At 71.1% G+C, this 24,514-nt stretch carries 18 protein-coding genes; 7 read left to right on the top strand and 11 right to left on the bottom strand.

Translation table 11 applies throughout. The features are described 5' to 3' along the window. Positions 1 to 59: 59 nt before the first annotated feature. Positions 60 to 608, top strand: a complete 549-nt coding sequence (locus tag ACFY0U_RS43555) for an acyl-CoA thioesterase (protein ID WP_388645770.1) — start codon at positions 60 to 62, stop codon at positions 606 to 608. 33 nt (positions 609 to 641) lie between these two features. Here the strand turns inward: ACFY0U_RS43555 and ACFY0U_RS43560 are convergent, their stop codons facing one another. Beyond that, positions 642 to 2,090: an LCP family protein gene (locus ACFY0U_RS43560; protein ID WP_388645772.1), complete on the bottom strand. Its 1,449-nt coding sequence runs from the start codon at positions 2,088 to 2,090 to the stop codon at positions 642 to 644. Positions 2,091 to 2,217: 127 nt separating this feature from the next. Here ACFY0U_RS43560 and ACFY0U_RS43565 point away from each other — a divergent pair, with 127 nt between their 5' ends. After that, positions 2,218 to 3,261: a glycosyltransferase family 2 protein gene (locus ACFY0U_RS43565; protein WP_388645773.1), complete on the top strand. Its 1,044-nt coding sequence runs from the start codon at positions 2,218 to 2,220 to the stop codon at positions 3,259 to 3,261. A 52-nt stretch (positions 3,262 to 3,313) separates the two neighbouring features. Here the strand turns inward: ACFY0U_RS43565 and ACFY0U_RS43570 are convergent, their stop codons facing one another. The 6 genes from ACFY0U_RS43570 to ACFY0U_RS43595 form a co-directional block, all read right to left on the bottom strand. Beyond that, positions 3,314 to 3,736, bottom strand: a complete 423-nt coding sequence (locus tag ACFY0U_RS43570) for a spore-associated protein A (RefSeq protein ID WP_388645775.1) — start codon at positions 3,734 to 3,736, stop codon at positions 3,314 to 3,316. 145 nt (positions 3,737 to 3,881) lie between these two features. Beyond that, a complete protein-coding gene (locus ACFY0U_RS43575) occupies positions 3,882 to 5,438 on the bottom strand; it encodes an LCP family protein (RefSeq protein ID WP_388645817.1) in 1,557 nt (518 codons plus the stop codon). A 317-nt stretch (positions 5,439 to 5,755) separates the two neighbouring features. Beyond that, entirely contained in the window at positions 5,756 to 7,366 is a 1,611-nt protein-coding gene (locus ACFY0U_RS43580; RefSeq protein WP_388645776.1) for an LCP family protein, read from the bottom strand. Between the two features lie 97 nt (positions 7,367 to 7,463). After that, positions 7,464 to 9,203 (bottom strand): LCP family protein, encoded by a 1,740-nt coding sequence (locus ACFY0U_RS43585; protein WP_388645778.1) that lies wholly within the window; start codon positions 9,201 to 9,203, stop codon positions 7,464 to 7,466. Between the two features lie 231 nt (positions 9,204 to 9,434). Further along, complete coding sequence (locus ACFY0U_RS43590; RefSeq protein ID WP_388645780.1) at positions 9,435 to 10,649, bottom strand: LCP family protein; 1,215 nt, start codon at positions 10,647 to 10,649, stop codon at positions 9,435 to 9,437. A gap of 116 nt (positions 10,650 to 10,765) precedes the next feature. Further along, positions 10,766 to 11,521, bottom strand: coding sequence for a TIGR03089 family protein (locus ACFY0U_RS43595; protein WP_388645781.1), 756 nt, complete (start codon positions 11,519 to 11,521; stop codon positions 10,766 to 10,768). A 128-nt stretch (positions 11,522 to 11,649) separates the two neighbouring features. Here ACFY0U_RS43595 and ACFY0U_RS43600 point away from each other — a divergent pair, with 128 nt between their 5' ends. Both ACFY0U_RS43600 and ACFY0U_RS43605 read left to right on the top strand, forming a co-directional pair. Beyond that, a complete protein-coding gene (locus ACFY0U_RS43600; RefSeq protein ID WP_388645782.1) occupies positions 11,650 to 12,984 on the top strand; it encodes a peptidoglycan recognition protein in 1,335 nt (444 codons plus the stop codon). Positions 12,985 to 13,138: 154 nt separating this feature from the next. After that, the gene (locus ACFY0U_RS43605) at positions 13,139 to 14,221 is read left to right on the top strand and encodes a sugar phosphate nucleotidyltransferase (RefSeq protein WP_388645783.1); all 1,083 of its coding nucleotides are present in this window, start codon (positions 13,139 to 13,141) and stop codon (positions 14,219 to 14,221) included. A 237-nt stretch (positions 14,222 to 14,458) separates the two neighbouring features. Here ACFY0U_RS43605 and ACFY0U_RS43610 read toward each other — a convergent pair whose 3' ends face one another. From ACFY0U_RS43610 to ACFY0U_RS43625, 4 genes are all read right to left on the bottom strand, one after another. Further along, positions 14,459 to 15,463: a DNA-3-methyladenine glycosylase family protein gene (locus ACFY0U_RS43610; protein ID WP_388645785.1), complete on the bottom strand. Its 1,005-nt coding sequence runs from the start codon at positions 15,461 to 15,463 to the stop codon at positions 14,459 to 14,461. 82 nt (positions 15,464 to 15,545) lie between these two features. Next, on the bottom strand, positions 15,546 to 16,847 hold the full coding sequence (locus tag ACFY0U_RS43615) for a coenzyme F420-0:L-glutamate ligase (protein ID WP_388645787.1): 1,302 nt from the start codon (positions 16,845 to 16,847) through the stop codon (positions 15,546 to 15,548). Beyond that, the gene (gene cofD / locus ACFY0U_RS43620; RefSeq protein ID WP_388645789.1) at positions 16,844 to 17,803 is read right to left on the bottom strand and encodes a 2-phospho-L-lactate transferase; all 960 of its coding nucleotides are present in this window, start codon (positions 17,801 to 17,803) and stop codon (positions 16,844 to 16,846) included. The genes ACFY0U_RS43615 and cofD overlap by 4 nt, the downstream gene beginning before the upstream one ends. A gap of 34 nt (positions 17,804 to 17,837) precedes the next feature. Then, entirely contained in the window at positions 17,838 to 18,350 is a 513-nt protein-coding gene (locus tag ACFY0U_RS43625; RefSeq protein ID WP_388645791.1) for a cysteine dioxygenase, read from the bottom strand. A 594-nt stretch (positions 18,351 to 18,944) separates the two neighbouring features. On the opposite strand from ACFY0U_RS43625, the gene ACFY0U_RS43630 reads away from it, so the two are divergent. The 3 genes from ACFY0U_RS43630 (at position 18,945) to ACFY0U_RS43640 (ending at position 24,511) form a co-directional block, all read left to right on the top strand. Beyond that, positions 18,945 to 19,208, top strand: coding sequence for a WhiB family transcriptional regulator (locus ACFY0U_RS43630; RefSeq protein ID WP_164338682.1), 264 nt, complete (start codon positions 18,945 to 18,947; stop codon positions 19,206 to 19,208). 180 nt (positions 19,209 to 19,388) lie between these two features. Continuing rightward, positions 19,389 to 23,024 carry a glycosyltransferase gene (locus tag ACFY0U_RS43635; protein WP_388645793.1) on the top strand — a complete coding sequence of 1,212 codons (3,636 nt, stop codon included), beginning with the start codon at positions 19,389 to 19,391 and terminating at the stop codon, positions 23,022 to 23,024. After that, a complete protein-coding gene (locus tag ACFY0U_RS43640; protein WP_388645794.1) occupies positions 23,021 to 24,511 on the top strand; it encodes a DUF5719 family protein in 1,491 nt (496 codons plus the stop codon). The genes ACFY0U_RS43635 and ACFY0U_RS43640 overlap by 4 nt, the downstream gene beginning before the upstream one ends. Positions 24,512 to 24,514: the final 3 nt, after the last annotated feature.

Here is a 24,514-nt window from a genome sequence, read left to right on the forward strand (position 1 = left end):
CTGCTGTTGCGAACCCAACACAAAGTCCGCGATTGCCGCCTCGGCATAAGGTGGAGGCCATGACAGACCAGGCCCCCTCAGTGGAGTCCGACATTCCGGGCAAGCCCACATCCGCGTCCCGCACCACGCTCAGCCACATCATGACCCACAACGACACCAACCTTCTGGGGACGGTGCACGGCGGCGTGATCATGAAGCTGGTCGACGACGCGGCGGGCGCGGTGGCCGGACGGCACTCCGGCGGGCCCGCCGTCACCGCCTCCATGGACGAGATGGCCTTCCTGGAGCCGGTCCGGGTCGGTGACCTCGTCCATGTGAAGGCCCAGGTCAACTGGACCGGCCGGACCTCGATGGAGGTCGGGGTGCGGGTGCTCGCCGAGCGCTGGAACGAGTCCGACCCGGCCACCCAGGTCGGCTCCGCCTACCTCGTCTTCGCCGCGGTGGACTCCGACGGCAGGCCCCGGCAGGTGCCGCCGGTGATCCCGGAGACGGAGAAGGACAAGCGGCGCTACCAGGAGGCCCAGATCCGCCGCACCCACCGGCTGGCCCGGCGCCGCGCGATCATGGAGCTGCGGGAGAAGCGGGCGGCGGAGGGGTTCGAGGACTGAGGAGGGTGGTAGGGGGCTGAAGGGGAGCGCGGTTCACAGGCACCCCACGTCGTCCCCCGTCACCACCCCGGCCTCCCCCTGATACGGATCCTCCGCCCGTACCTTGCGCACCTTCTCGAAGTCCGCCCCGGCGATCACCTTCAACACCGGTCCCTGCCCCTTCACGGCCCGTAGTTCGCTGCCCGGCAGGGCCGCCGCGAGGGACTTCGCGGAGCGGTCCCAGCGGGGGTCGTAGGCGACGACGGTGCGCTGGACGGTGCGGTCGGTGGAGGTCACGGGCTGGCGGGTGGTGCGGAAGCCGGTCGCGGCGAGCTGGGAGTCGACGCGCTTGCCGAGTCCGGCGGTGGCGGTGCCGTTCTCGACCTGGACGCGGATCTGCTGCGGGGCCACCCCCACGCGTACGGCCTTGCTCTTCGGCTTGTGCACGGCCAGCGGCTTGTCGTCGCGCAGGGCCTGGAAGAGGCGGCCGGCCTTCTTCGGGTCCCACTTCAGGGTGGAGCCGACGCCCTTCACGGCGTATCCCATCTGCCCGATCGGGACCGTGGTGAACTCCGAGGAGGAGGGGGAGAAGTTGCGCATCGCCCGTCCGAGGTCCAGCAGTTCGTCCGTGCCGAAGCCCTTGTCGGCGCGGACCGAACCGAGCACGGCCCGGGTGATGTCGCGGAACTTCATCGGGTTCAGCAGGATCCCGGAGGACGTGGCCCGGTCGATCAGCGCCGCCATGAACCGCTGCTGGCGCTTCATCCGGCCGAGGTCGGCGGCGCCGTCGATGTGCCGGGAGCGGACGTACTGAAGGGCCTCGCCGCCCATCAGGGTGTGGGTGCCGGCGGGGAGGTCGAGGCCCGTGTAGGAGTCCTTGAGGGGGTCCGCCGTGCAGATCTGCACGCCGCCGAGCACGTCGACCGTCTTCATGAAGCTGGTGAAGTCGACCTCCAGGTAGTGGTCGATCTTCACATGGGTCATCTTCTCGACCGTGCGCACGGTGAGGTTCGGGCCGCCCTCCGCGTACGCCGCGTTGAGCTTGACGGGGTGGCCCTGGTGCGGTTCGCCGGTGGTCCGGTCGGTGTGCGCCGGTGTCATGGCGTACGAGTCGCGCGGCAGGCTCACCACGCTGGCCCGCTCCCGGTCCTCCGAGATGTGCACGATCATGATCGTGTCGGTGCAGTGGCAGGGGGCGCCGCCGAGCCGGTACTTCTGCCGCTCGGCCTCGCTGATCTGGTCCCGGCCGTCGGTGCCGACCAGCAGCACGTTCATGCCGTGGCCGGCTCTGGGCCGGTTCTTCATGTCCTTGAAGGGGTCCACGCGCGCGATGTCCGCGTCCAGGCTGGAGAGCACCGCGTGTCCGATCCCGGCCGAGGCGAGGATCACCACGGAGAGCGTCGTCACCACCCGGGCGGCCCAACGCGGTTTGCGCCGTCGTACGGGCGGGCGCGGCCGTGGTCGGGGCCGGGCGGTGGGGGAGCGGCGGGGCGGCGTGGGCATGGGGGACACCTCCGCGAGGGCCGTACGTGGGATCTTCAGCACCGTAGGCCCATACGATCTGCGGCCACCGGAACCCGCCCGGGCGGGGCGCATCGGTGTCCCCCGTTCGCGGTAACGTGAGCCCCCTATGAACGCCAAGTCCGACGTGCAGCTCCCCGCCGTGTCTGTGATCATGCCCGTCCTCGACGAGGAACGGCATCTGCGCGGAGCCGTCCAAGCGATCCTCGCGCAGGAGTACGCCGGCGAGCTGGAGGTCGTGATCGCCCTCGGTCCTTCCACGGACCGCACGGACGAGATCGCGGCCCAGCTCGTGGCAGAAACCGCGTCCAACAAGAACAAGCGCGTCCACACGGTCCCGAACCCGACCGGCCGCACGCCCGCCGCCCTCAACGCCGCGATCAAGGCCTCCCGCCACCCGATCGTGGTCCGGGTCGACGGCCACGGCATGCTCTCGCCGAACTACATCGAGACCGCCGTACGGCTCCTGGAGGAGACCGGCGCGCAGAACGTCGGCGGCATCATGCACGCCGAGGGCGAGAACGACTGGGAGCGCGCGGTCGCCGCCGCGATGACCTCGAAGATCGGGGTCGGCAACGCCGCGTTCCACACCGGCGGCGAGGCGGGACCGGCGGAGACCGTCTATCTCGGGGTGTTCCGGCGTGCGGCGCTGGAGCAACAGGGCGGCTACAACGAGGAGTTCATCCGCGCCCAGGACTGGGAGCTGAACTTCCGCATCCGTGAGGCGGGCGGGCTGATCTGGTTCTCGCCGGAGCTGCGGGTGTCGTACCGGCCGCGACCGAGCGTGAAGGCGCTGGCCAAGCAGTACAAGGACTACGGCCGCTGGCGGCACGTCGTGGCCCGCTACCACTCCGGCTCCATCAATCTGCGCTACCTCGCCCCGCCGACCGCGGTGTGCGCGATCGCGGCGGGGATCGTGGTGGGCGCGGCCCTGACCCCGCTCGGCTTCGTGATCCCCGGCGGCTACCTCGCGGCGATCGCCCTCGGCTCGCTGCCCGCTGGCAAGGGGCTGCCGCTGAAGGCACGGCTCCAGATCCCCGTCGCGCTGGCCACCATGCACATGTGCTGGGGCTTCGGCTTCCTGACCAGCCCGAAGTCACTGGCGAGGAAGGTCATCGCCTCGCGGCGGCCCGCCGTGCTGACCGAGGCCTAGGACGCGTTCCAGGCCCCCGTCCGGTGCGGCGGGGGCCTTCGAGTTCCGCTGCTCAGCCGCAGTGGACGCCGTAGTCGATGCGCGTGTAGTTGGAGGCGGCGCGGCCGCCCCAGTCGATGCACTTGCCCGCGGCGGAGACGTAGAGCGGACCCGCGTAGTACTTGAAGGTGCCGGAGTCCTCCTCGGTGCCCTGCTTCCACACGGTGTCGGTGCGGTGCAGCCGCAGGTTGGCGCCCAGGACCGTGGGCGTGCCCTGGGTGTCGGTGACGGTGACGACGCAGTTCTTGCCGGTGGCGCCGCTGTAGGTGAGGTAGGCGGTTCCGTCGCCGACGTCCATGGAGTCGATCACGCTGTAGCCGGAGCCGCAGGTGCCGGCGTAGGAGGCCGCCGAGGCGGAGCCGGTGGCCGCGATCGTTCCGGCCGCGGTGAGACCGAGGACGGCCACCGCGGAGCCGATCCGCTTGAGTGTGAGCATGGTTGAGTCCCTATCAGGTGTTGCTGCAGAACCGACATGATCATTTCATAAACGGCCGCGGCCCCTCCCACGGGGGAAGGGGCCACGGCCGTTTGCGAGTTCGGCGGGATGTTGCTCAACCGCGGTGAGAACAGCCGGAGTTCTGCTACCAGGTGAAGTCGGGATTGACGTGCATGCAGGCCTTGGTGTCCGCGCCGTTGAAGGTGTCCTCCGACTCGGGCAGCGAGTCGTCCTCCGCCGCGGCCTTGTAGGTCGTCCCCGAGCGCCAGTCCGCACCGACGACCAGGGTGACCCCGGAGACATCCGTCGACTTCTTCACCGAACTCATCGGAACGCCAAGGGCCTTGGCGACCCGCTGGGCATCGCCCTCCAGGTCGGCGCTCGGGTAGCGGACGACCGTCTTGTCCTGGCTGAGGAGCACCGAGGAGTCCGACTTGGCCGCGGTGAACCCCTTGTCGACGAGGAGATCGGTCACATCGCCGGCCCGCCCCGACACCGCCGACTGCGTGCTGGTGCGGGTGCCGTTCTGCACCTGGACGGCGATCTCGGCGTCCGCGGCGGCAGGGTCGTCGGAGGTCTCGTCCTCCGTCTTCTTCTTGTCCTTGCCGTCGAGCGCGATGTCCTCACGGACCAGCCGGAACACCTTCTCGGCTTCCTCCGGCTTGGGCACCACCCGGTTGCCGTCGGAGGCGTACTGCCACGGCATCGTCGTCATGGTGATGCGCTTGGAGGGGACCTTGCGCAGCTCGTTGCTCAGGTCGTACAGCTTCGTCACGCTGCCCAGTCCGTCGTCCACCGTCAACGCCTCGGTGGCCGTCTCGGCGAGCTTGCGCAGCTTGTTCGGGCTGCTCAGGGTCGCGTTCTCGCGCAGCTCGCGGACCATCGAGTTCATGTACTGGTGCTGGGCCTTGGCCCGCGCGATGTCGGTGTTGTCCTCGAAGCCGTACCGGGTGCGCAGCCACTGGAGGGCCTGCTCGCCCTTGATGTACGTGGTGCCCTTCTCCAGCTCCAGGCCCGAGCCCTTGCCCGAGGAGGTGTGGGAGCGGATGTTGGCGTCCACACAGACCGGTACGCCGCCGATCGCGTCGGCCATCGACACCACGCCCGCGAAGTCGACCATGATGAAGTGGTCGATGTGGATGTCGGTCAGCTTCTCCCAGGTCGCCACCGTGCAGCCGGGGCCGCCACGGCCGAGGGAGTCGTTGGTCATCGCCGAGGTGAGCGCCGAGTAGGTCTTGTCCGTGTCGGGGTCCGTGCACTCGGGGATGTCGACCAGGGTGTCGCGCGGCATGCTGACCACCGACATGTTGGTGCGGTCCGCCGAGAGGTGCAGCAGCATCTGGACGTCCGCGCGCGGCGCGGTGTTGTACGTGTCCTTGGCGCCGCCGAGCTTCTGGTTCTCGGCGCTGTTCCGGGCGTCCGAGCCGATCAGCAGGATGTTCAGCGGGGTCTGCCCGGCGGCGTTCGCCTCCGTCTTGGCCGCTCTGTCCTTGGCGTTGCCGAGGTTCAGGTCGTCCTTCTTGATGTTGCCGTTCAGATGCCGGTAGTAGAGGTACCCGGCGCCCGCGGTGCCGAGTATCACCACCGACAGCACGATCGCCGACCAGCGCAGGGCGCGCCGCGCCCGTCGCCGGCCGTCTCTTCCGCGCCGTCCCCTGCCGTGCCCCGCCGCCGGCCCGGGGTCCTGCGGCGTGAGGGACATCGTGTCCTCGACCGCGGGAACCTCGCCGCGCACACTTTGCGCCAACTCCCTGTCCTCCCCACCCTGCGCCTGACGGACTGCCGAGCCTCCCCAAGCCCGACGGTCGGCTGTGTGCCTGGTCCGCCTCGTCGGAAGCGTACGCGAGAACCGTTGTCGAATACGCTGTCGAAGCGTTGTTCGGGCTCCGGAACCTGAGCACGCTTCATCATTCTGCAGGCAGTTATGAGTTCGCTGTGGGGCGCGGACCCAGCCGCGGCCCGCACCCCACCGGTCGAACCCGTGCCTCGGAACACCGGCTCAGCGACGGCCGGCGGCCGCTACCACTGGTACGGCTCGTACACGTCCATGCACTTGCTGCTGTCCGCCCCGTTGAGCTCGTCCGAGGTCGAGGGAAGGTCCCCGGCCTTCGGGTCGGACTTCTTCGGGTACGTCGTGCCCTCGCGCCAGTCGGCGCCCACGACGAGCGTGACCCCCGAGACCTCGCTCGACTTCTTCACCGAACTCAGCGGAATCCCCAGCGACTTGGCGATCCGCTGGGCGTCGCCCTCCAGTTCCGCGCTCGGATAGCGCACCACGGTCCGCTCCTCGGACAGCCCCGCAGTGGTGTCCGCCGACGCGCGGGCGAAGCCCTTCTGCACCAGCTGCCCGCTGACGGTCCGGGCCCGCCCGTCGACCGGGCCGAGCGAGGAGGACCGCGTGGCGTTCTGCACCAGGACGCCGATCTGGTCGTCCTCCGCGGCCGGGTCCTTGGAGACCTTCTCCGGCGTCTTCTTCTTCCCCGAGTCCGTTCCGTTGTCGTCGAAGGGCACGTCGTCGCGGAGCATCTGCCACATCTTCTCGGCGTCGGCCTCCAGCGGCACCAGGTGGTTCTTGTCCTGCGGATCCTGGACGTTCGGCATCGTCGTCATGGTGATCCGGTCCGTCGGCACCGACTTGAGCTGCTTGCTCAGGTCGTACAGCTTCTTCACGCTGCCGATCTCCTCGGAGACGTCCAGCGACTTCGTGGCCGCCTCGGCCAGGTCCATCAGACGCCCGCCGTCGGTGAAGACGTTCTGCTTCTTCAGCGTGCGGATCATCGAGTTCATGTACATGTGCTGGGCCTTCGCCCGCAGCGGGTCACTGCCCCAGGCGTGCCGGGTGCGCAGCCACTGGAGCGCCTGCTTGCCCTTGATCTCCTTGCGGCCGGCCTCCATCTTGAGGCCGGAGCCGCCGGGCACCCTGGGCAGCGGGCGGTCGTGGACGTTCTGGTTCACACAGACCTCGACGCCGCCGACGGCGTCCGCCATGCGCACCACGCCGGCGAAGTCGATCGTCATCCAGTGGTCGATGTAGACCCCGGTGAGGTTCTGCCAGGTCGCCAGCGTGCAGCCGGCCCCGCCGCGGGCCAGCGTGGTGTTGATGATGCTGTTGGTCGTCGCCGGATAGACCTCGTCCGTCTCCGGATCGGTGCACTCGGGGATGGGCACCCGGGTGTCGCGCGGGATGGTCACCACCGCCGCACTCTTGCGGTCCGCGGACAGGTGGATCAGCATCTGGACATCGCCCAGCGGCGGATTGGCGCGGGTGTCCCTGCTGCCGCCGAGCGCCACGTTCTCGTCGGAGGCACGGCTGTCGGAGCCGATCAGCAGGATGTTCAGCGGGGTCTGCCCGGCCGCGTTCGGCGCGGTCTTTTTCGCCTTGGAGTCGCCGCTGCTGCGCTCACCCGTGCCGAGATTGCCGTTGAGGTGCTGGTAGTACAGGTATCCGGCGCCGGCCGTGCCGAGTATCAGCACCGACAGCGTCGTCGCGGACCATCTCAGCACGCGATGCTTACGACGCGGCCGGGCCCGGCGTCTGCCATGTCTGCCCCCGCTCCCCTCCGCGGCCCCCTCCCGGGCCTGCGGGACGCCCCCTCGCGTCTGTTCCCCCTGCACACTGTTCTGGGTCATCTCCCTGTCCCCTCCCCACCCTGACAGCACTGAACAGGCCCGCCGTCACGTCCTGTTAGACGTACGACAGGCCTGTCAGGTCACACACTTCACACGGTCAACTCGCGCACTTGACCTCGTTCGCCGTGGTCTTGTCCACGTTCGGAACCGCCGCCGAGGAGGAGTTCAACTTCACCCCGGCCCCCTTGAAGTCCTCGCCCAGCGTCAGCGTCATGGTCGGCAGCCCCTGCGAGTTGGTCACGCTCTCGCCCGGCTTCATCGCCGATCCGGACAGCCCCATGATCGCGGCCAGCCTGCGCGCCTGGTCCGCCTGGTCCGGGGCGTACTCGAGGGTCGTCTTCGCCAGCGTCTTCTCCGCGTTGCCCGCGTTCTCCGACTTGGACACACCCGCCTCGGTCTGGAGGTAGGTGAGCTCCTCCTGGGCGCTGCCGCCCGGAGCCCCGCCGTTGAGGATCCGCACTCGCACCTCGGAGGCGTCCGACTTGGTGCCCTTCAGCCGGGCGGCGACGGCGGCCTTCTCCTTTTTCTCCTTGGCCTTGACCGCGGTGAAGGAGGTGTCACTCTTGATCATGTTGAAGACCTGCGAGGCGTTCGGCTCAAGGGGCACGACGGTCGCCTTGACCACCTCGGCCGGGTTGTCCTTGACCGGGACCGTGGTGAAGCTGATGTTCTTCATCGGCACCTTCTTCAGCTCCAGCGCCACGTCCTTGAGCGTGCTGGCCTTGCCGATGCCCGTGTCGACGGTGAGCGCCTTGGTGGCGGCATTGGCCAGCTTTATCAGCTTCGTGGGGCTGGTGAGGGTGTCGCCGGAGGTCATCTTGCGCATCAGCGAACTCATGAACTGCTGCTGGACCTTGATGCGGTCCAGGTCGCCCTGGTTGCCGAAGCTGTGCCGGGTGCGGACGAAGGCGAGTGCTTCCTCGCCCTCGATGGTGTGCTTGCCGGCCGACAGGTTCAGATGCGAGTCGGGGTCGTTGACGTCCTTGGCGAGACAGACCTCCACACCGCCCACCGCGCTCGTCAGCGTCTTCACCGCGTTGAAGTCGGCCATCGCGAAGTGGTTCACGTCGATGCCGGTGAGCTCCTCGACCGTCTTCATGGTGCAGCCGGGGTTGCGGCCGTCCTGGCCGAGGCTGGTGTTGAAGCGGACGTTCTGGGTGCCCGGGATGACCGCGCCGTCCGCGCCGTCACAGTCGGGCACGTCGACGATCAGGTCGCGAGGGATGCTCATCGCCGTCGCGTTCGTCCGGTCCTTGGAGACGTGCAGCAGGATGTTGGTGTCGGCGTGTCCGACGCTCCCCTTGTCGCCGTAGCCCTCGTTGCCCGCGCCGGTCCGCCTGTCGGTGCCGATGATCAGGATGTTGAAGGCCTCGTCCTTGCTGAAGCCGTCGTCCGCCACATTGCCGACGTCCTCGGTCGTGACGTTGCCCTCGAGGTGCTTGAGGTACAGATAGGCCGCCCCGGCGGTGCCGACGAGCACGAAGGCCATGACGCCGCCGGTCCACAGCACGGCCTTCTTCGCCCTGGCCTTCTTCTTGACCGGCCGCCGGCTGCGCCGCCCCGGCAGTGGCTCCTCGGGCGCGCCTCGGCGTCTGCGCGGCGGCGGCACGTCACGGCCGGGCGCCTCGGCTGGCGCCGTCCGGCCCGGTGCCGCCGACCGGCTGCGTGTTGCCCCACCCGCACCGCCGGAGCGGGGAGCGGATCTACGAGGTCCTGGCACCGCTGATTGCGGTGCGGAAGGAGTCAGTCGCAGTTCGTATTCGCCAGTGGTCGGATTGAGTACCCACTGGTCTGCGGGGTCGATGTCGTCCGCCCGCCCACGGCCTTGCGCGTCCACGGTTGTCTGAATCCTCCGTCGGGGCCACGCGGCGCCTTCCCCCTCAAAGGCGCTCGGGTCTCGGTCACACAGTGCCCGACCCCAGGAAGACCTGATGGCCGGATGCACAGGATCGCTCACACTATCCGGCCAGTTCATCGTCAAGCGACGACGGTGACAAATTCCACGTCCCTACAACTGGTCAATCCGCCCCATTTCCTTGGACAGCTGTGCGTCGCCTTGGTAATCGCTTTACTCGCAGGTGTCCTCGGCGGCGGTGTTCCCGCGGAACGTGGGCGCGGGCGACTTCTCGTGGGCGTCCGCTTCTTCCTGCGAACGGTCGCTCGAATTGGGGCTTTTTGTCGCGGAATCCTGCGGAACTTCCTCGGCGACCGCCACCGGCGCGTCCGTGCGCAGCCGTTCGAACAGCTTCTCCGCCTCGGCTTCGACGAGTTGGTCGCGATTGGTGTTGTAGGTGTACGACTCTCTGGGAACGGTCAGGAATTGCACACGTTCGGCGGGGATGTCGCGCAGCCCGCGAACAAGATCGTACAAACCCCGCAAATTCGCCAGATCCGGGTCGGTCGTCAGCGACGAGGTCGCCGCGTCCAGCAAGGGATAGAGCTTCACCGGATTCAGCAGGACGTCATTGCTCTGCACCTTGTTGACGAGCGCCGCGAGGAACCGCTGCTGGCGGTCCATCCGGTCGGTGTCGCTGCCGTTGCCGAGCGACTTGCGGGCGCGCACGTACCCGAGGGCCTGCTCGCCGCTGAGCGTCACCCTGCCCGCCGGCAGGTTCAGCTTGGCGGCCTTGTCGTGGATGGGCTCGGCCAGACAGATCCGTACGCCGTCGATCGCGTCGACCATGTCCTTGAAGCCGTGGAAGTCGACGACCACATGATGGTCGATGCGAACTCCCGTGAGTTTCTCGACGGTTCGGATCGTGCAGGCCGAACCACCCTTCTGGAAGGCGTAGTTGAACATCGCGAACATCGGCTCGGTGCGGCTGCCGTCCGGCCGCCGGCAGGCCGGCACGTCCACCATCAGGTCGCGGGGGAGCGAGACGGCGGTGGCGCTGCGGCGCCCGGCGGAGAGGTGCAGCAGGATGGTGGTGTCCGACCGCTCGGTCCCCGAGTCCCGCCCGTAGCGCGCGTTCCCGTCCCCGGACCGTGAGTCCGACCCGATCAGCAGGATGTTCTGCGCGTCCTTGACGAGCGCGGTGGGCCGTTCCTTCTCGTACCGGGCGAGCTCCGCGGCCGCCGCGTTGTCCGGCGTGATGTTGCCGTCCAGCTTCGCGTACACCGCCCACCCGGCCCCCGCGGCGGCCACCACGACGACGGCCACCCCGACCGCCCCGTACCGCAGCCACCGCCTCCGGCGCCGACGTATCAGCCCGTTCCCCGTGGCGGACGCCCCCGCTCCCGGACCGAGGGTGCCTGCCGAGGGCGTACCTGCGGTGTCCGTCACGTCTGACTCCACCCCTCATGGCGTACGAGCGTGCACTGCGGCTGCTCCTACGACCATGGCGTGGATGGGCGGCGGGGGGTCAGAGTTGGGGGGCCGAACGGGGGACCCCCGGGGGCCTAGCGTGCGGTGACGGTGACCCGCTCGCTCTCGATCCGCTTCGCCAGTCCTTCCTCGCCCAACTGATCCAGGTTCCGGCACAGCACCACGGACCCACCCGTGGCCAGCGGGGAGTAGAGCCCGGCGCTGAGCCCCTCCCAGGTGTCGTACGACATCCCCGACAGGAGCCGTGAGCCCGGCCCCGTCAGCCCCAGGCCGGAGGCTTCCGCGGCGGCCCGCTCGACGACCTCGGCGCCGCTGAACTCCCGCCCGGCCACGATCAGCGCCGGCTCCTCGGGGTCGACCGGTGCGAACGGCGCGAAGCGGTCGCCCTGCCCCGGCACCTCGACGGCGTAGTCGGCGAAGCCGTCCGGGGTCTGGGGGAACCGGCCGCCCAGCGGGCGCAGCGCGAGGGCGATGCGCGAGCCGGAGCAGGCGCGGGCCGCGTCCAGCGTGTCCGGTCCGCTCACCACGATGTCGGCGGCCTTGGGATCGCCGGCCACGTCCGCGACCACGCCCACCGACGAGCAGGCCAGCAGCCACACCGCCGTCTGCCAGTGCGCGGGCAGCAGCAGCGCGACCCGGTCACCGGGCTCCGCGGACAGCTCGCCCTGGAGCAGATTGGCGGTCTTGGCCACCCAATTGGCGAAGGTGGCCACGGACAGTTCGACGCGCTCGCCGGTGGCGTCGTCGTAGAAGGTCACCAAGGGGCGTCCGGCGTCCGCGGCGAGCGCGGAACGCAGCAGGTCGGCAGGGGTGCGGTCGGTGGTGGTCACCCGGGCAAGCCTACGCGGGGGCGACGCCGCGCAACGAGGGGCGGGGTCGCCGGTTCGGGGGAACGCGCCCCGACGGTCCGTCAATTCCCGAATGGCGGAAATATCCGAGTGTGTTCACGATCGTTGGCATGCGTGGATTCCTGGCTTCCTCGATCGGTGTCACGTGCGCGGCCGCTCTGGCTTTTCCGCCGGGCCCACCCGCCGCCGCGACCGTCGCACGCCCGGCGCCGAACGCGGAAGTGTTCGTCCCCGGCAGCACCCAGTCCCTTCCCCTCGCCTCCCTGGGCCGCGACCGCGTCCTCGGCGCCGCCGAACAGGGCCTGCCGGCCCGCGAGGTGAACCACTTCTCGATGGTCGGCGTCGTCTGGGACGACCCGGACACCGCACTGCACGGCAGCGTCCAGGTACGCACGCGTGCCGCCACGTCCGGCGTCTGGTCCGACTGGCAGGACGTCGAGACGCACTACGGCGACGACGGCGCCGACCCGGACACGGCCGAGCGCACCTCGGGGCGGGTGCGCGGGGCGACGGCGCCGCTGTGGGTGGGGGACTCGGACGGCGTCGAGGTACGCGTGCGTGCCGAAGCCGAGCAGCGCGCCGCGTCGGCCGGCGCCCTGCCGTCGGGGCTGCGTCTGGAACTCGTGGACCCCGGGGAGGCCGCGGCTCCCCAGAGCCCGCCGATGGGCGCCGCGCGCGCCGCCTCGCTCGCCACCGGGTCCGTCACCGCCTCCGCCGCCAACGCCGACCTCGTCCCGCTCGGCGCCCTGGAGATCCCCGCCCTCGACCGCGCGGGGACCGAGCGGGAACTGTTCGCCCTGCGGGACGGCGAACTGACGCAGCAGCAGCGGGTCAAGCCGTACATCGGTCCGCGCCCGGGCATCGTCACCCGGCGCGGCTGGGGCGCGGACGAGAGCCTGCGCGAGAAGAAGTTCGTCTACACGAAGAAGGTCAAGGCCGCCTTCGTCCACCACACCGCCACCGGGAACGGCTACAAGTGTTCGCAGGCGCCCTCCGTCATTCGCGGTATCTACCGCTACCACGTCCGGAGCATGGGCTGGCGCGACATCGGCTACAACTTCGTCGTCGACAAGTGCGGCAAGATCTACGAGGGCCGCGCCGGGGGAGTGACGAAGCCGGTCCTGGGCGCCCACACGCTCGGTTTCAACACCAACAGCATGGGGATCGCCGTTCTCGGCAGCTTCGGCTCCACCCGTCCCAAGGCCGCCGCCGTGACGGCGATCGCCCGGCTCACGGCGTGGAAGCTCGGTCTCTTCGGCGCCAATCCGCGCGGAAAGACATACCTGAAGTCGGGCGGTGGCAATCTCTATCAAAAAGGGAAGAACGTACGTCTGAACGTGATCTCCGGCCACCGGGACGGCTTCTCCACCGAGTGCCCCGGCGCGAAGCTCTACGGCAAGCTCGGCTCGGCCCGTTCGACCGCGGCCGGCCTCCAGGGGCGGTAGGGGAACCGGGGGACCGCGTTCAGACATCTCCACCGCCATCGGGGGCCTGGGGCGGAGTACCGCACTGCCGCCGAAAGCGCCGCACAACGGTCTGCATACACTGACCGGCCGAAAGACAGTTCGGCCGGTCACCGGCAGGAAGCGGAGACGACAGGTGACAGAAGCGATCCTCCTGGTCGGCGGCAAGGGCACGAGGCTGCGCCCGCTCACGGTGCACACGCCGAAGCCCATGGTCCGCGCGGCCGGGGTCCCCTTCCTCACACATCAGCTGGCGAGAGCGAGAGCGGCGGGCGTGGACCACATCGTCCTCGCCACGTCCTATCTGGCGGAGGTCTTCGAGCCGTACTTCGGGGACGGCTCGGCCCTCGGCCTCCACATCGAGTACGTGACCGAGGACGAGCCGCTGGGCACGGGCGGCGCCATCCGCAACGTGGCGTCCCGGCTGCACTCCGCGCCGGACGACCCGGTCCTGATCTTCAACGGCGACATCCTGACGGGCCTCGACATCAGGGCGCTGGTGGCCACCCACGAGTCGACGAACGCGGACGTCTCCCTCCATCTGACGAAGGTGACGGACCCCCGGGCGTACGGCCTGGTCCCGACCGACCCCTCGGGCCGGGTGCTGGCCTTCCTGGAGAAGCCGCAGACACCCGAGGAGATCGTCACCGACCAGATCAACGCGGGCGCGTACGTCTTCCGCCGCTCCCTGATCGACACCATCCCGGCGGGCCGCCCGGTCTCGGTCGAACGCGAGACGTTCCCGGACCTCCTCGCGGCCGGCGCCCACCTCCAGGGCATGGTCGACTCGACGTACTGGCTGGACCTCGGCACCCCCGCCGCCTTCGTACGGGGCTCGGCGGACCTCGTCCTCGGCCGCGCCCCCTCCCCGGCGGTCCCCGGCCGCTGCGGCGACCGCCTCGTCCTCCCCACGGCACGGGTGGCCGCCGACGCCAAGCTGACGGGCGGCACCGTGGTCGGCGAGGGCGCCTTCGTGGCCGAGGGCGCCCGCGTCTTCGGCAGCACGATCCTGCCGGGCGCGGTCATCGAACCCGGCGCCGTCATCACGGACTCCCTGATCGGCACCCGGGCGCGCGTCGGCGAGCGCTCGGTCCTCACCGGCACGGTCATCGGCGACGGCGCGGTGATCGGCGCCGACAACGAACTGCGCGAGGGCGCCCGGGTGTGGTGCGACGCACGCATCCCAGCGGGAGCGGTGCGCTTCTCCTCGGACCAGTAGCCCGGCCAGGCAGTCTCAGCCCGTCTGGGGGAGTCCGAGGACGAGGCCGCACCGCCCCGATCCCCCACCCGCCCGTGTCTTTCAGCCCGTCCGGCGTTTGAGGACGAGGCCTTTCGGGCCGATGGGGGTCTGGGGGGCGGAGCCCCCAGGTACCGGGGTCGAAGGGGCAGCGCCCCTGGGGGATGGGACGGGTAGGGGCGGCGGGGGCGAAAAACGCCCGAGGCCCGCCCCCACCCCTCACAGCCGCCCGATGTCCCCCCGCGGCATCCGCGGCGCCCGCCGCGCCGGCGTCCGCCCGCTCAGCAGGATCAACCGCGCCGCCCGATGCCGCTGCCCCGCGTACGGCTCCAGCAGCTCCAACATCACAGAATCGTCCGCGTCCCGGTCCCCGGCCAGCGCCCACCCGACGATCCCCGGCAGATGCAGATCCCCCACGGTCACCGCGTCCGCCGCCCCATGGCTGCGCTGCACGACCTCCGCGGACGTCCACGGCCCGATCCCCGGCACGACCTCCAACCGGGCCTGCGCCTCGGCCGGCTCCATCGCCATCGCCTGCTCCATCCGGGCAGCGACCCGCACCGCCCGCAGGATCGTCGACGCCCGCTTGTTGTCGACCCCGGCCCGATGCCACTCCCAGGACGGGATCAACGCCCACGTCCGGGGAGCGGGCATCACGTACAGCCGCCCACCGGCCGCGGGCCCCGGCGCCGGCTCGCCGTACTTCCGTACCAGCGACCGCCAGGCCCGGTACGCCTCGTCGGTCGTCACCTTCTGTTCGAGGATCGATGGGATCAGCGACTCCAGCACCAGCCCCGTCCGCGTCAGCCGCAGCCCCGGCCGCCGATGCTGCGCCGAGGCCACCAACCGGTGCCGGGGCGCGAACGCGGACGGATCGTCGGCCGCCCCGAGGAGCGACGGCAGCCCGTCGAGCAGCCACTCGGCCCCCGGCCCCCACGCCTCCCCGCGCACCTGACCACCGCCCGCGGTGACCCGCAGCGTCCCCGGTCCGGCGGGCGTGAGACTGGCCCGCCACACCGAACCGTCCGGCATCGCCCGGAACGTCGGATCGGCGGGCCCCCGCCGCAACGGCCCGAGCACCAGCCCCAGATCCAGCGGCCCCTCGGGCGTCCACGTCCGTACCCGCCCCGGCGCCGCCGCCGGCCGCGGCACACCCCCGGGCACGGCGACATGCCCGCCGCGCACGGTCGTACGCGTGGGCCGCGGGGTGAACCGTCCAGCCACGAATGAAGTCCCGGGAGAGGTGAAGAGGGCCTACGAGAGTCCTGCGAGGGTCCCATCGAGCGTAGAGGTACGTGGGGCGCCCTCACCGCACCTCGATGAACATCCCCGCGTCCCGGTCCGGGCGCGGCCTCGGCTCCTCAGCCGGATGCCCGACCGCCACCGCCCCCATCGGGTCCCAGTCCTGAGGCAGCCCGAGGACCTCGCGCACCACGTCCCGGCAGAACATCGTCGAGGACACCCATGCCGACCCCAGCCGCTCCCCGGCCAGCGCGACGAGGAAGTTCTGCACCCCGGCCCCGGTCGCGACGACGAACATCTCCCGCTCGGCGCCGTCCCGCCGCGGATCGCCGTAGTCGTGCGAACCGTCCATGACCAGACACGGCACCACCAGGTACGGCGCGTTGCGCAGCACGTCCCCGCGCTTCACCCGCTTGGCGATCGACTCCTCGCTCTTGCCGTCCCGCCGCAGATCCCCGATCCAGGCGTCCCGCATCGCGTCCAGCAGCCGGGTCCGCGACTCGGCGGACTCCAGCAGCACGAAACGCCACGGCGTCGTGTGGTGCGGTGCCGGAGCCGTCACGGCCGCGGCGACCGCGCGGCGCACCGCGCCGGGGTCGACCGCCTCGTCGGTGAAGGCGCGGACCGTACGGCGCTGGGTCACCGCCTGCCGTACCGCCTCGGAGGTGCCCAGCCGGAACATGTCGTCACGCGCGCCGCGCACCATGGCGCCCGCCCCCTCTCCGTGCTCCTCGGCCACCACATGCGCCAGCCCCCGCACGACCGCGACGGGCAGCCCGGCGGCCTTGCCCTTCACCAGGTCACCGGCCGCGGCGAGTTCATCGGCCGTGGCGACGACGGTGGCGCTGAGCGGATTGCCGTACGCGTCCGTGCCCCCGCGCAGATCGTCGAGCACCCGCACGCCCGCGGCGCCGATCGCCACGTCCGTGAGCCCCGCGCGCCAGGGCCGCCCGAAGGTGTCGGTGACGAGGACCCCGACGCTGACGCCGAGCAGGTCGCGCAGGCCCTCGCGGATCGCGCGGGCGGATGCGTCCGGGTCCTCGGGCAGCAGCAGGACCGTACCGGCGGGCGTGTTCGAGGCGTCGACGCCGGCCGCCGCCATGATCAGACCCTGCCGGTTCTCGACGATCCGCAGCGCTCCGCGCCGGGCCACCACCCGGACCGTCTCGGCGTCGATCGCCGCCTCCCGGTCGGCCGCCTCGACGATCCGGCCCTCCGCCTTGGAGACGATCTTCGAGGTGACGAGGAGGACGTCACCGTCGGCGAGACCGGGCTCGGCGGCGGCGATCAGCTTGGCGAGGTCGTCGCCGGGCGCTATCTCGGGGAGGCCGGGCACGGCCCAGGCGCGGAAACCGTCCGTGGTCACGACGCGCGTACCTCCTCGGCCAGCGCCAGCGCCTCGCGGGCCATCTCGGCGGTCGCGTCGAGGTCCGTCATCATCAGCGGTACGGCCCGGCAGCGGATCCCCGCCGTCTCGATCCGCTCCACGGAGCCCGCGTCCACGGTGTCGACGAGCCAGCCGTCCAGCAGTCCCGAGCCGTAGTGCTCGGCGACCGCCGCGGCCGTCGACTCCACTCCCACCGCAGCGAGCACCTTGTCGGCCATCCCGCGCACGGGCGCGTCCCCGACGATGGGGGAGAGCCCGACCACCGGCACCCCGGCCTCGGCGATCGCCTCACGGATGCCGGGCACCGCGAGGATCGTGCCGACCGAGACGACCGGGTTGGACGGCGGGAAGAGGATCACGTCGGCCTCGGCGATGGCCTCCAGGACGCCCGGCGCGGGCTTGGCCTGCTCAGCACCGACCGGCACGATCGCCTCCGCCGGGACCGAGGCCCGCAGCCGCACCCAGTACTCCTGGAAGTGGATCGCCTTGCGCTCGCCGTCCACCTCGACGGCCACATGCGTCTCCACGCGGTCGTCGGACATCGGGATCAGCCGGACGCCCGGCCGCCAGCGGTCGCAGAGCGCCTCGGTGACCGCGCTGAGCGGAAACCCGGCGCCGATCATCTGCGTCCGCACGATGTGCGTGGCGAAGTCCCGGTCGCCCAGTCCGAACCACTCCGGGCCCACGCCGTACGCCGCGAGTTCCTCCTTGAGATGGAAGGTCTCGTCGGCCCGGCCCCAGCCCTGTTCCTCGTTGATGCCGCCGCCGAGCGTGTACATCACCGTGTCGAGGTCCGGGCAGACCTTCAGTCCGAAGAGGTGGATGTCGTCCCCGGTGTTGCCGATGACCGTGATGTCCGCGTCCGGCACGGCCTGCTTCAGACCGCGCAGGAACCGGGCACCACCGATGCCGCCTGCCAGAACCACAATGCGCATGGGCCCAAGTCTTGCAGGCGGGTACGACAACGCGTCAGGCGGTTACGACGTCCACCTCGTCGTAGGTCGCGGGGGCCGCGGTGCACGCCGTGTGCATCGGCATCTCGGTCAGGCCGGGGTAGTAGACGTGCAGGCTGACCGCCGGCTCCAGCGCGTCGTTGACGACCTCGTGCACATAGCCCGGCGCGAAGACCCGCTGCGAACCCGCCCGCAACGCGCGCGTGCCCCGCTCCGTCCGCTCGGTCAGCTCGCCGTCCAGGACGGTCAGCACTCCGGAGGAGAGGCCGTGGTCGTGCAGCCCGCTGCCCTGACCGGGCACCCAGGACAGCAGCCACACCTCGTAGCCGGGACCGGTGCGCAGCCGGTGGTACCAGCGGCTCGTCGCGTCGTACTCGACGAGGTGCTCCCACTGCGAGCGGTCGGCGGCGATGGAGCGGGCCAGGCCGACGAACTCGGCGACGGTCGCCGGGTGCTCGCGCGGAGCCTGGAGCAGGTGCGGGACCTCGAGCAGGTCGCCGGCGATCTGGAGGTCGTTGTCGCTGTTCATGGGATGCGCTGGTTCCTCAGTGAAAGAAGGTCAGAGGGGAACAGAAGAGCCGAGTCGCGGGGCGACTCGGCCTTCAGCTGGAGCGGGTGTCGCTCAACAGCTGGGACAGCAACAGCTACAGCGCGCGCGGGCAGCACCGTGGGACCCGGCGGTGCGGGTCGAGGTGAGTGCCAAGTTCGCGAGCATGCCCACAAGGACAGCGGCTCACACCCGGCACTGTCAACTCGACACCGACATGTGGGACATGTTTCACCTCATCCGGTTCATCTGAGAGGTGAAAGGTTTGTTCAAGCGTCTACCGGGACACATGGCGCACAACCGGGCGCACGGAACGGGATCGAAGTTCTGCGCGTCCTTCTCCGTACAGGTCCTGCGCGGGTCGGAAGCTCCCCCGGGCCCCATCTGCTTGTCAAGGTTTATGGCGATTTGAACACTTTCCGCTAGGCCTTGGTTCCGCAGAGTGAATAAGGGGCCCAATAGCAGATCTCGGCTTGACTCGCCCGGAGCAGCACACTTGTAATTTCACTCGTGTCGTTCAGCCGAAATCGGTTACGGCTACATCACGGGGACGTGGAAGACAGACGAGGGGCGCACATGACCGAGCTGGTGCAGGAACTGCTGGTCGACGACGCGGACGAGGAACTCGGCTGGCAGGAGCGCGCGCTGTGCGCCCAGACCGACCCCGAGTCCTTCTTCCCCGAGAAGGGTGGCTCCACCCGCGAGGCCAAGAAGGTCTGCCTGGCTTGTGAAGTCCGCTCCGAGTGCCTCGAGTACGCCCTCGCCAACGACGAGCGGTTCGGCATCTGGGGCGGCCTGTCGGAGCGGGAGCGCCGCCGCCTGAAGAAGGCAGCCGTCTGACCGACCGGCACCACATCGCACGCACATACGGGACTTACGGCCCGTCGCAGGTGGGTTATCCACAGGCGGCGGGCCGCCGTCATGCCCAGCCGATAGTGTGGGCGCTCGTCCGAGACGCCCCGCTGCCCCCTCGGGGCACAGGCGTCCACCGCAGTCCACCGAACCGGGGCCCGTACCTCGATGTCCGTGCACAGCCACACGGCAGCTCACGACGCTGCCACTCCTGAGTTCCCGCGTCATGTGGTGACCGCGGTCCTCGTCTCCCACGACGGCGCCCGCTGGCTCCCCGACGCGCTCGCCGGGCTGCTCGGCCAGGAGCGCCCCGTCCAGTTCGCCATGGCCGCCGACACCGGCAGCGCCGACGACTCCGCGCAGTTGGTCACCGAGGCCCTCGGACCGGACCACGTGCTGCACCTCGCCCGCCGCACCGGCTTCGGCCAGGCCGTCGAGGAGGCCAACCGCAGCGCGCCCCTCCTCACTCCCGAGGAGCTGCCGTACCTGAAGCGGCCCAGCGGCTGGGACCCCGTCACGCGCACGTGGCGCGACGACGCGTACGACCTGCCGGACCTCCCGCACGGAGAGCCGGTCCAGTGGCTGTGGCTGCTGCACGACGACTGCGCCCCCGAACCCGACGCCCTGGCCCAGCTGCTGAGGGTCGTGGAGAACGAACTGGAGCTCGGCCGGGACGACGTCGCCGTCGTAGGCCCCAAGCTCCGCGGCTGGTACGACAAGCGGCAGCTCCTCGAGGTCGGCGTCACCATCGCCCACTCCGGGCGCCGCTGGACGGGCCTCGACCGCCGCGAGCAGGACCAGGGCCAGCACGACCACGTCCGGCCCGTGCTCTCCGTCTCCACCGCCGGCATGCTCATCCGCCGCGACGTCTTCGAGCAGCTCGGCGGCTTCGACCGACGCCTGCCCCTGATGCGCGACGACGTCGACCTGTGCTGGCGCGCCACAGCGGCCGGCCACCGCGTCCTCGTCGCCCCCGAGGCGGTCGTACGCCACGCCGAGGCGGCCTCCCGCGAGCGCCGCGCCGTCGACTGCGTGGGCCGCACCGCGGCCTCCCCGCACAAGGTCGACAAGGCGGGCGCCGCCTACACCCTGCTCGTCAACAGCCGTACGGCTGTGCTGCCCTGGGTCCTGCTGCGACTCGTCGTCGGCACCGTGCTGCGGACGGTCGCCAACCTCGTCGGCAAGGTCCCCGGACAGGCCCTCGACGAGATCCGCGGCCTGCTCGGCACCCTGCTGCGGCCCGAGCGGATCATCGCCGGCCGCCGCAGGCGCGGCACCCCGGTGGTCGACAAGGGCGAGATGCGGCCGCTGTTCCCGCCGCCCGGCGCGACCGTGCGGGCCACCGTCGAACAGGTCGCCGGCGACCTGTTCGGCAGCTCGGATCCCGAAGCCACCTCGGGCGCGGGACGGCACGGCGGCGCGGTCGAGTCCGGGCCCGGCGGCGACGACGCCGACTTCCTGGAGATCGAGCAGTTCGCCCGCGTCAAGCGCATCGCCCGCAAGCCGGGACCGGTGCTCTTCCTGGTGCTGCTGCTCGTCTCGCTGGCCGCCTGCCGCGAACTCCTCGGTGCCGGCGCGCTCACGGGCGGCGCCCTGCTGCCCGCCCCGGCCGACTCCGGTGAGCTGTGGTCGCGCTACCTCGACGCCTGGCACGCGGTCGGCGCCGGAGGCACCACGTCGGCGCCCCCGTACCTGGCGATCGTCGCGATGTTCGCCTCCCTGCTGTTCGGGTCGACCGGGCTCGCGATCACCGTCCTCCTCGTCTGCTCGGTGCCGCTGGCCGGCTTCACCGCCTACTTCGCCTCCCGCCCGCTGGTCGAGTCGCGGCTCCTGCGCGCGTGGGCGGCCGTCGTCTACGCCTTCCTGCCCGCCGCCACCGGCGCGCTCGCCGGCGGCCGCCTCGGCACCGCCGTTCTCGCGATCCTGCTGCCGCTGATCGCCCGCGCGGGCGTCGCGGCCAGCGGCCTCGCGCACACCTCGGACGCGCGCGGCAGCTGGCGCGCCACCTGGGCGTACGCCCTGCTGCTGACGATCACCACCGCGTTCACGCCGATCATCTGGCCGATCGCGCTGCTCCTCGGCATCGCTGTCCTGGCCGTGCGCCGCACCGACGTCACGGCCTACGGCCTGCGCTTCCTGGCCCAGCTCGGCACGCCCCTGCTGATCCTCGCGCCCTGGTCGCTGACGCTGCTCCCGTTCGGCTTCTTCGACGAGGCCGGCCTCGCGTACGGCTCCTCGTCCGCCTCCGCCCTCGATCTGCTCGGCGCCAGCCCCGGCGGCCCCGGCACGGTCAGTGGGCTGATGCTCATCGGCGTCGTCCTGGCCGCGCTGGCCGCCCTGCTGCGCTCGGAGCGTCAGTTCGGAATCTGGACGGCCTGGGCGGTCGCCCTGGTGGGCCTCGTCTTCGCGGTCCTGTCCAACGGCTCGACCTGGGCCGGCCCGGCGACCCTCGTCTACGGCATCGCCCTGCTGGCCGCCGCCATGCTCGGCGCCGACGGGGCACGCTCGCGCGTGGCCGAGCAGAGCTTCGGCTGGCGCCAGCCGGTCGCCGCACTGATCGCCTTCGCCGCGGCCGCGGGCCCGCTGCTCGTCGCCGCCGGCTGGATGCTCCGCGGCGCCGACGGCCCGCTGGAGCGGCGCGACCCGGTGCAGGTGCCCGCGTTCGTCGCCGAGGACGGCAACAACCGCGACCGGGCCCGCACCCTCGTCCTCGACAGCGACTCCACGGCCCACGTCGGCTACATGCTGGTCCGCGGCTCCGGTGCCCGCCTCGGCGACGGCGAACTCACCGCCGCCGACGGCGAGAACAGCCGCCTCGACAAGGTCGTCGCCAACCTCGTCGCCGGCTCCGGCGCCGACCAGTCCGACGAACTCGGCAAGTTCGCGGTGCGCTATGTCCTGGTCCACAAGGGCGCCCCGCGCGAGGTCGCCCGCGTCCTGGACGCCACCCCGGGCCTGACCCGGCTCAGCCAGCAGAACGAAAGCGCGCTGTGGCGGGTCGACCAGGACGTCGCCCGCGCCACCATCGTCAGCGGCTCCGGCGAGCCCACGCTGGTCGCCGCGGATCCCGTCGAGATCCACACCACGATCCCGGCCGGCGCCGAGGGCCGCACCCTGCGTCTCGCCGACACCGCCGCCGAGGGCTGGACGGCCACCCTGGACGGCCGGCCGCTCACCGCCAAGACTGTCGACGGCTGGGCCCAGGGCTTCGAACTCCCCGCTTCCGGCGGCAAGCTGGACGTCGTCTACGACGACCCGATCACCCACACCGCGTGGCTGTGGGCGCAGGGCTCCCTCGCGGTCGTCCTCGTGGTCCTCGCCCTGCCGGGCCGGCGCCGCGACATCGACGACGACCTCCCCGAGGAGGAGCGGGCGATCCCCGCCCAGGCGATGGAGGGCGAGGGCCGCCGCGCCCGCCGTCTGCGCGCCCAGGCCGAGGCCGAAGAGACCGCCCAGGACGACGAGTCCGTGTCTCCTCCTTCGGAGGAGACCCCGGTACCGGTTCCGCAGCAGCAGGCCTACGGCGAGTGGGACCAGGCCAGTTACGCGGGCGCCGAGTACAACGCCTACGGCGGCGACCAGTACCAGGCCGCCCAGCAGTACCCGGCGGGCGGCTATGACCAGCAGGGCTACGCGGACCCGTACCAGGGTGGCCAGTACGACCCGTACGCGTACGGCGGACAGGGGCAGCAGCCGCCGTACGACCAGTACGGGCAGCCGTACGACCAGGGTTACGACGCGACGTACGACCCGGCGCAGCCGCAGCAGCACCGCGGCGAGCACCCCGACGGGAGCCAGCAGTGAACCGCACCACCGTGTCCCTGATCGCCTGCGCGACCGCCCTCGCCGCCGTCACCGGGTTCGCCACGCTCACCACGCCCGACGCGTCCGGCACGGACACCGCCACGACGGCCACCGAGCTGCCCGTGGAGCGCACGAGCCTGCTCTGCCCGAGCCCGAGCACCTCCGACCTCGCCGAGACGTCGTACACCTCCTTCACGCCCGTCACCAAGGGCGCGGGGAGCGACGGCAAGGCCGAACTGGTCTCCGCCGCACAGGAGTCGCAGGACGGGGAGAAGTCCGGCAAGAAGAAGGCCGACAAGCCGGTCCTCGCCCCCAAGAAGCCCGGCACCCCGGTCACGGGCGACACCTCCGGCGGCGACTCCCCGGCGCTCATCGGCACCGCCGAGGGCCAGTTCGCGCCCGGCTGGACCGTGCAGGAGACCACCGAGGTCGCCGCGGGCACCGGACGCGGTCTGCAGGGCGTCAACTGCACCGCGGCCGACACGGAGTTCTGGTTCCCCGGCGCCAGCACCGACGCGGACCGCACCGACTACGTCCACCTGACCAACCCCGACGACTCGGCGGCCGTCGTCGACATCGAGCTGTACGGCAAGGACGGTGCCCTGGAGGCCCCGGCGGGCGAGGACATCACCGTCCCGCCGCACTCCAGCGAGCCGATCCTGCTGTCCACGCTCGTCAGCGACAAGCAGACCAACCTGACCGTGCACGTCAACGTCCGCAGCGGGCGGGTCGGGGCCGCCGTACAGGCCCTCGACGACAAGATCGGCGGCGACTGGCTGGCCGCGTCCACCGACCCGGCGGGCAGCCTCGTGCTGCCGGGCATCCCCAAGGACGCCACCGACGTCCGCCTGGTCGTCTTCACGCCCGGTGACGCCGACGCCGACCTGAAGGTGAAGCTCGCCTCGCCGTCCGGGCTGATCACGCCGGCCGGGAGCGAGACGCTGCACGTCAAGGCGGGTATGACGACCGCAGTCGACCTGGGCGACGTCATGCGCGGGGAGGCCGGTTCGCTGGTGCTGACGCCGACCGACCAGTCCGTGCCGGTCGTCGCCGCGGTGCGGGTCACCCGCGGCAAGGGCGACGCGAAGGAGACCGCTTTCATCCCCGCCACGCGCGCGGTGGGCACACGCGCGACGGCCGTCGACAACAGCGCCAAGGGCACCACGCTGTCGCTCGTGGCCCCCGGCCGCGGCGCGCAGGTCAAGGTGACCGCGTCGGCGGGCAGCGGCGGCGGCACGGCGGTTTCGAAGACGTACACGATCAAGGGCGGCACCACACAGGACGTCGAACTGCCGGTCCCGAGCGGTCTGAAGGGCACGTACGCGCTGACGGTCGAGCCGGTGTCGGGGGGCCCGGTCTACGCGGCCCGGACCCTGGCGGTCACCGAGGACGGCGTCCCGGGGTTCACGGTGCAGACGCTGCCGGACGACCGGGGCATGGTCGAGGTGCCGCAGGCCGACCAGGACCTGTCGGTGCTCCAGAAGTAGCCG

The organism is Streptomyces sp. NPDC001536, from assembly GCF_042894505.1.
In the GTDB taxonomy this organism is placed as follows: Bacteria; Actinomycetota; Actinomycetes; order Streptomycetales; family Streptomycetaceae; genus Streptomyces.

Bases quoted from the DNA above. Each gene is read 5' to 3' on its own strand.
- ACFY0U_RS43625 (WP_388645791.1), bottom strand. From the start codon at position 18,350: ATGAACAGCGACAACGACCTCCAGATCGCCGGCGACCTGCTCGAGGTC.
- ACFY0U_RS43600 (WP_388645782.1), top strand. From the start codon at position 11,650: ATGCGTGGATTCCTGGCTTCCTCGATCGGTGTCACGTGCGCGGCCGCT.
- ACFY0U_RS43560 (WP_388645772.1), bottom strand. From the start codon at position 2,090: ATGCCCACGCCGCCCCGCCGCTCCCCCACCGCCCGGCCCCGACCACGG.
- ACFY0U_RS43630 (WP_164338682.1), top strand. From the start codon at position 18,945: ATGACCGAGCTGGTGCAGGAACTGCTGGTCGACGACGCGGACGAGGAA.
- ACFY0U_RS43555 (WP_388645770.1), top strand. From the start codon at position 60: ATGACAGACCAGGCCCCCTCAGTGGAGTCCGACATTCCGGGCAAGCCC.
- cofD (WP_388645789.1), bottom strand. From the start codon at position 17,803: ATGCGCATTGTGGTTCTGGCAGGCGGCATCGGTGGTGCCCGGTTCCTG.
- ACFY0U_RS43565 (WP_388645773.1), top strand. From the start codon at position 2,218: ATGAACGCCAAGTCCGACGTGCAGCTCCCCGCCGTGTCTGTGATCATG.
- ACFY0U_RS43635 (WP_388645793.1), top strand. From the start codon at position 19,389: ATGTCCGTGCACAGCCACACGGCAGCTCACGACGCTGCCACTCCTGAG.
- ACFY0U_RS43575 (WP_388645817.1), bottom strand. From the start codon at position 5,438: ATGTCCCTCACGCCGCAGGACCCCGGGCCGGCGGCGGGGCACGGCAGG.
- ACFY0U_RS43570 (WP_388645775.1), bottom strand. From the start codon at position 3,736: ATGCTCACACTCAAGCGGATCGGCTCCGCGGTGGCCGTCCTCGGTCTC.
- ACFY0U_RS43580 (WP_388645776.1), bottom strand. From the start codon at position 7,366: ATGACCCAGAACAGTGTGCAGGGGGAACAGACGCGAGGGGGCGTCCCG.